This is a genomic window from Massilia niastensis DSM 21313 (assembly GCF_000382345.1).
In the GTDB taxonomy this organism is placed as follows: Bacteria; Pseudomonadota; Gammaproteobacteria; order Burkholderiales; family Burkholderiaceae_D; genus Telluria; species Telluria niastensis.
Genome location: NZ_KB908139.1, coordinates 24,839 through 30,874, shown reverse-complemented (window position 1 = coordinate 30,874; position 6,036 = coordinate 24,839). Strand labels below are relative to the sequence as shown.

General features: G+C 67.2%; 6 protein-coding genes and 1 pseudogene. 2 read left to right on the top strand and 5 right to left on the bottom strand.

Translation table 11 applies throughout. The features are described 5' to 3' along the window. Both H162_RS35050 and H162_RS35385 read left to right on the top strand, forming a co-directional pair. Positions 1-211, top strand: a 211-nt coding sequence (locus H162_RS35050) for a hypothetical protein (RefSeq protein ID WP_211223745.1), incomplete at its 5' end; no start/stop codon positions are given. A gap of 13 nt (positions 212-224) precedes the next feature. Beyond that, positions 225-716, top strand: a pseudogene (locus H162_RS35385) (IS630 family transposase). Positions 717-879: 163 nt separating this feature from the next. On the opposite strand, the gene H162_RS0125370 reads toward H162_RS35385, so the two are convergent. The 5 genes from H162_RS0125370 to H162_RS0125350 form a co-directional block, all read right to left on the bottom strand. Further along, entirely contained in the window at positions 880-1,080 is a 201-nt protein-coding gene (locus tag H162_RS0125370) for a hypothetical protein (protein ID WP_020656297.1), read from the bottom strand. A gap of 76 nt (positions 1,081-1,156) precedes the next feature. Further along, on the bottom strand, positions 1,157-2,092 hold the full coding sequence (locus H162_RS0125365; RefSeq protein WP_020656296.1) for a LysR family transcriptional regulator: 936 nt from the start codon (positions 2,090-2,092) through the stop codon (positions 1,157-1,159). A 254-nt stretch (positions 2,093-2,346) separates the two neighbouring features. Beyond that, positions 2,347-4,743 carry a DNA polymerase II gene (locus H162_RS0125360; RefSeq protein ID WP_020656295.1) on the bottom strand — a complete coding sequence of 799 codons (2,397 nt, stop codon included), beginning with the start codon at positions 4,741-4,743 and terminating at the stop codon, positions 2,347-2,349. Next, positions 4,743-5,543, bottom strand: coding sequence for a ferritin-like domain-containing protein (locus H162_RS0125355; protein ID WP_020656294.1), 801 nt, complete (start codon positions 5,541-5,543; stop codon positions 4,743-4,745). The genes H162_RS0125360 and H162_RS0125355 overlap by 1 nt, the downstream gene beginning before the upstream one ends. Positions 5,544-5,674: 131 nt before the next feature. Next, positions 5,675-6,031 carry a transcriptional regulator gene (locus H162_RS0125350; RefSeq protein WP_020656293.1) on the bottom strand — a complete coding sequence of 119 codons (357 nt, stop codon included), beginning with the start codon at positions 6,029-6,031 and terminating at the stop codon, positions 5,675-5,677. Between the last annotated feature and the right edge of the window lie 5 nt (positions 6,032-6,036).

Here is a 6,036-nt window from a genome sequence, read left to right as displayed (position 1 = left end):
GCACTCGGAAGGCGGCACCATTGCCGCGCTGCTGCGCCACCTGAAGCAGCGTCATGATCACGCATCGATCAGCGACGGCACTGCTGCATGCTATCTCGAGGAAATGAAATTCAGCTATAAACGCTACCGCTACAGTTTAAAAAAAACGCAACCAGGAGGCGTTCGAGCGCGCCGGCAAGATCATCGAGGCTCTGGGCCGGCTCGACCATGAACAGCGGTGCGAATTGCTGTACTTCGATGAATCAGGTTTCAGCCCGAATCCCTCACTGCAGTACGGCTGGACCCGGATTGGTGAAACCCGTTCCGTAGAGCCTCTCGCGCACCGGCAACGGGTCAACGTGCTTGGCGCACTGCGCCACGACGGCCAGCTGATCTGAACTACTCAACAGCGACCGACCAGGCGCGAAGACGTGATCGCCTTTTTCGATCAGATCGCAGATCAGCCACATGCGGTGCCACGCATTGTCTTGCTCGACAACGCGGCAATCCACAAAGGTGAGGCGATGGAAAAGAGGCGGTGGCACTGGGCACGCCAAGGCCTGCACCTCTATTGTTTGGCGCCGTATAGCCCGGAACTCAATCGCATTGAGATCCTCTGGAAACACGCCAAGTACTTCTGGCGTCGTTTCGTCGCCATGAATGGCACCACGCTGCTCGACGAAATCCGGTCTCTGATGCAAGGTTTCGGGACAGAATTTACAGTAAATTTCTCGTAACTACTTAGTGGGTCACTTGGCAACGGGAGTGGCCAATAAAAACGATGGATTTTTGCGCCAGGCCAGGCGCAAACCGCAGCGATAGCTGGCTATCGCGAGGATGTGCAACAACGCCTGGCGCAAAAAGACGCTTTTATGCCACGATCTGTTGCCAAGTCACCCACTAGGCGTCCTGCGCCGGGTCCCCCGGCGCCGCAAGGCCGATGCGCTTCTTCTTTTTCTTGATCACCTCGCCCTGTTCCTGCGGCGGCCGGGTAGCCGGCGGCGGCGCGACCGGCAGCGGAAAACCGAGGAAGGCCATCACGAAAAAGATGGGCAATACCAGGTAGAAGAAGGGCCGCTTCCAGTTGAGTTTTTCTTTCATGATTGCCAACAGATGGTACCGGGTTGGCGGCCTTCAAGTGCTCGACTATGGGATTCGGATATGCATGCCAACGGGCTCAGGCGCCGCCCTGGCACCCCGCGGGAGCGGCATCCAGGTCGGCGACCAGCGCGCTGCGCGCGAACTGGCGCAGCCACTGGTTGGCCGGATCGCGGTGGCAGCGCTCGTGCCAGTACAGCGCCAGCTCGAGGCGCGGCAGATCGAGCGGCGAATCGGCCACCGCGAGGCCGAGGTCGCGCGCCAGCCCGTCGGCCAGCATGCGCGGCATGATCGCCAGCGCATCGGTATGCAGCACGATGTGGGCCGCGACCGTAAAGCTGGGCACGTGGCACAGGACGTGCGAGGCCGGCAGCACCGCTTCCAGGGTGCGCGTGACCGCCGTGTACTGGTGATTCGTATGGTCCATCGAGATCAGCACATGGCGGTTGGCGATGAAGGCCTCGCGGTCCATGCCGAGCGCGCACGGGTGGTCGCGCCGCATCAGGGTCGCATAGCCTTCGCACCAGAGGGTGCGCTGGTGGATGTTGTTGACCAGGTCGGGAAAGCGGCCGATCGCCAGGTCGATCTGGCCCTGTTCCATCTGGCGCTCGAGCGAATGCGGGTCGCAGTTCACGCTGCGCAGCCGGATCCCGGGCGCGCGCTGCGACAGCCCGGCGAGCAGGCGCGGCAGCACGTGGACGATGGCCCCGTCCACCATGTACAGGCCGAAGGCGCGCTCCGCCAGGGCCGGATCGAAGGCCGCCGAGCCGCCCTGCAGCTGGCGCGCCGCGGCCAGCACCGCCGCCACCGGCTCGGCCAGCTCGAGTGCGCGCGCGGTGGGTTCCATGCGCTGGCCGGCGCGCACGAACAGGGGATCGCCGAAATGCAGGCGCAGGCGCGCCAGGGTGCGGCTGACGGTAGGCTGGGTCATGCCGAGTTGTGCCGCGGTGCGCGTCAGGCTGCGCTCGCGCAGCAGGCTCTCCAACATTTGCAGCTGGGACAGGTCGGGGATCACGGACCTTTCCTGCCGCTGGCGAAACTCGCACGGGCCTGTGCGGCCCGGGCGTGGAAATGCGGTTCCATCTGGGTGCTCCGGAATGCCCATACCGCAGCAGTACGGGTCGACCACATCATACCATCCGGTCAACCCGGCGTCGCCGGGGTCTCCCAGGAGGAAGACCTGGCGACAATGGCGATGCCGATGACAGGAAGAAATGACTATATTAAAACTTACTGACGGAGGCTGGTACGGGATGCAGGCGCGCGCGCCTAGAACAGCGCCCCCTGGCGGCTGGTGAGGCGCGCGAAGCGGTCGCCCATGAAGGGCAGGATCGCATCCGCGACCGGCTCCAGCTGGCGCTCCAGGTAATGCCCGTAGTCGATCGCGGCGTGCCGGGTTTCCAGCGGCTCGGGGCCGGCCAGGGTCATCACGTAGCGGATCCAGCCGCCGTTGCGGTACAGCGCGGGGCGTCCCTGGCGCAGGAAGTGTTCGTCGGCGACGCGCGCCGCGCGCACGTGGGGCGGCACGTTGCGCGTGTATTCCTCGAGCGGGCGGCGCAGCCGCTTGCGGTACACCAGCAGCTCGTCCAGTTCGCCGCCCAGGGTGCGCGCCACGTAGTCGCGCACGTAGTCCTCGTAGGGCTGGCCCTTGAAGATGCGCTCGTACAGGCCCTGCTGGAACTGCTGGGCCAGCGGGGTCCAGTCGGTGCGCACCGTCTCCAGGCCCTTGTAGATCACTTCCTCGCTGCCGTCGGCGCCCAGCACCAGGCCCGCGTAGCGCTTCTTGCTGCCCTCTTCCGAGCCGCGCACGGTCGGCATCAGGAAGCGCCGGAAATGCACGTCGTATTCCAGCTCCAGCGCGCTCTCCAGTCCCAGTTCGGCGCGCAGGTGCCCGCGCCACCAGTCGTTGACGCAGGCCACCAGCTCGCGCCCGATGCGCTCGGCCTCCGCCTCCCCGTGGGCGCGCCCGAGCCAGACGAAGGTCGAATCGGTGTCGCCGTAGATCACCCGGTAGCCGCGCTCCTCGATCAGCTCGCGCGTGCGGTGCATGATCTCGTGTCCGCGCATGGTGATCGACGAGGCCAGGCGCGGATCGAAGAAGCGGCAGCCGGTGGTCCCGAGCACGCCGTAGAAGGCGTTCATGATGATCTTCAGCGCCTGCGACAGCGGCCCGTTGCGCTCGCGCTTGGCCGCTTCGCGGCCCATCCAGACCTGGCTCACGATCCCCGGCAGGCAGTGCCTGGTGCGCGAGAAGCGCCCGCCGCGAAAGCCCGGCACGGTGGCCTCCTCGGGCTCGCGCAAGCCTTCGACCAGGCCGACCGGGTCGATCAGGAAGGTGCGGATGATCGACGGGTACAGGCTCTTGTAGTCGAGCACCAGCACCGAATCGTAGAGGCCCGAGCGCGAATCCATCACGAAGCCGCCCGGACTGTCGCCGCCCGCCACGTCGCCGATGTTGGGCGCCACGTGCCCCTGGCGGTGCATCACCGGCATGTACAGGTGCTCGAAGGCCGCCACCGACCCGCCGCTGCGGTCCGCCGCCAGCCCGGTGACGCTGGCGCGCTCCAGCAGGAAGGCCATCAGGCCGGTCTTGTCGAAGATGCGGGTGACCAGCTCGCAGTCCTTCAGGTTGTAATGGGCCAGGGCCGGCTTGTCCTCGGCGAACATGCGGTCGATCTCGGCCATCCGGTCGTGCGGATTGTCGATCGCCTTGCCTTCCCCGAGCAGGGAGCGCGCCACCGACTCCAGGCTGAACGAGGGGAAGCTCCAGGTGGCCGAGCGCAGCGCCTCGATGCCGTCGATGACCAGGCGGCCCGCGATCGAGACGAAGTAATGCTCCTGCTTGCCGCCGTGCTCGCGCCACTCGATGGCGCCGCCGTCGCGCCCCAGGCGCAGCGGACGCTGGAAGCGTTCGGCGTGGCGCTGCAGCACGCGCAGGTCGAACTGCACCAGGTTCCAGCCGATGATCGCGTCCGGATCGTGGCGCGCGATCCATTCCTCCAGCCGGTCGAGCAGCTCCACGCGGCTGTCGCAGTAGTCGAGCGCGAAGTCGCGCTCCCCATCCACGCCGTTGGGCGGGCCGAGCATGTAGACCTGGCGCTGGCCGCAGCCTTCCAGCGCGATCGAGTACAGCTCGCCCTGGAAGGTGGTCTCGATGTCGAGCGAGACCAGGCGCAGGCGCGGACGGTAGCCGTTCGCGGGCTTCAGCTGCCCGTTCACCAGCAGGCCGGGGTCGCCCGCCGCCGGGTGGCCCGTGAAGCGCACCGGGGCGGTGATGAAACGCTCCATCAGGTAGCGCTCGGGCGGGCGCACGTCGGCCTCGTACAGCGCGACGCCGTGCTGGCGCAGGCGCTTCTCGAAGCGCAGCAGCTGGCGGTACTGGCGGCAGTAAAGGCCCAGCACGGGGCGGTGCTGGAAGTCGGTCAGCGCCAGCTGGCGCAGTTCCCAGCCCCGTTCGCCGTGCAGGAGCTGTTCGACGGCGCCGCGCTGCTCTTCGGGGACGAAGGCGACCGGCGTCTGCGGCGCCAGCCGCACCCGGCGCGCTCCGCTGTCGGTGGCGAGCCAGAACTCGACCTCGCAGCCGGCATCGGTATCGCGCCAGTGGCGCGTCAGCAGGAAGCCCCGGTCCGTGCCCCCGTCCTTGCCCTGGTCCTGGTCCTGGTCCATCAGGTGTAGCGCGCCAGCTCGGCGTCGGTGAAGCCGGCCTGGCGGCGCGCCTCGACGTTGAACGGGCCCTTGAGCACCGGCGCCTTGTAGCGCAGCGTCAGCTCGTCGTAGGTGGACGCCGGCTCCAGGCCCTGCAGGGCGCACAGGTGGCAATACCAGCGGTTGCCGATCTCGACGTGCCCGACCTCGTCGCGCAGCAGGCGGTCGAGGATCTTCGCCGCCGCCATGTCGCCGGCCTGGGCCAGCTTGGCGCGCAGCGGCGGGATCGCATCCAGTCCGCGCGCCTCCAGGGTGCGCGGCACCAGCGCCATGCGGGCCAGCACGTCGCCCCGGGTCTTCTCGACCATCTCCCACAGGCTGTCGTGGCCGGGAAAGTCGCCGTAGCGGTAGCCCAGGGTGGCCAGGTGCTCGCCCAGCATGGTGAAGTGGATCGCTTCCTCGTGCGCCACCCGCAGCCAGTCGGTGTAGTAGGCCTGCGGCATGCCGGGGAAGCGCCACAGGGCGTCGAGCGCCAGGTTGACGGCATTGAACTCGATGTGGGCCAGGGCATGGATCAGCATCGCCCGGCCCTCGACGGTGGCCATCGAGCGCCGTCCGACCAGGCGCGGCGGCACCAGTTCGGGGCGCGCGGGCCGGCCGGGGATCGCGCCCCCGGCGCTCAGCACCGCCTGGGTGTCCACGCTTGCCAGGCCGGCCGCGTGGGCGCGCGCCATGGCGGCCACGCCCTGCGTCTTGGCGGCGGGATCGGTGGCGAGGAGGGATTGCAGCGCGCTTGCGCGGAGCTCGATGGAGCGCTCCATGATGTGACCTGGTAGACGAAACCGTGCAGTTTACCAAATCACCGTGTAGGACAGGCAAGGATGCAAGGTGAATATCGGAGAGCTTGTCTGAATTTCTCGATGATAATATTCACGTGCTGGCGAAGAGGCCATCAATTCTGCGGATCGGTGGCGCGCAGCATGCACTTGGACAGGCGGTCGAAGTGCAGCAGCGCGGCCTGCGTGAGTTCGATCCGCTTGCGCCGGCTGTCTTCGGTATCGGCCAGCATGATCCAGCCCTTCTCGCGCATCGATTTCAGCCGGTTGTGGACCGTTGCCGGCGCGCCGAGCTCCGGCATGCCCATCACGTCGCGCACCGACAGGCGCTGGTCGGTGTTGCCGGCGCGGGCGATCAGGGCGAGGATGCGCTCCTCGAGCGGGTCGAGTTCGGGCAGCGACGGCAAACCGCGCAAGGCCTCGGCCAGCTGCAGGAAGCGCAAGTAGATGTCGGCAGGACGGGTTTTCTTCATCGTTC

Excerpts from the sequence above, each read along its gene's own strand:
- H162_RS0125355 (WP_020656294.1), bottom strand. The coding sequence starts at position 5,543 with ATGGAGCGCTCCATCGAGCTCCGCGCAAGCGCGCTGCAATCCCTCCTC.
- H162_RS0125370 (WP_020656297.1), bottom strand. The coding sequence starts at position 1,080 with ATGAAAGAAAAACTCAACTGGAAGCGGCCCTTCTTCTACCTGGTATTG.
- H162_RS0125350 (WP_020656293.1), bottom strand. The coding sequence starts at position 6,031 with ATGAAGAAAACCCGTCCTGCCGACATCTACTTGCGCTTCCTGCAGCTG.
- H162_RS0125360 (WP_020656295.1), bottom strand. The coding sequence starts at position 4,743 with ATGGACCAGGACCAGGACCAGGGCAAGGACGGGGGCACGGACCGGGGC.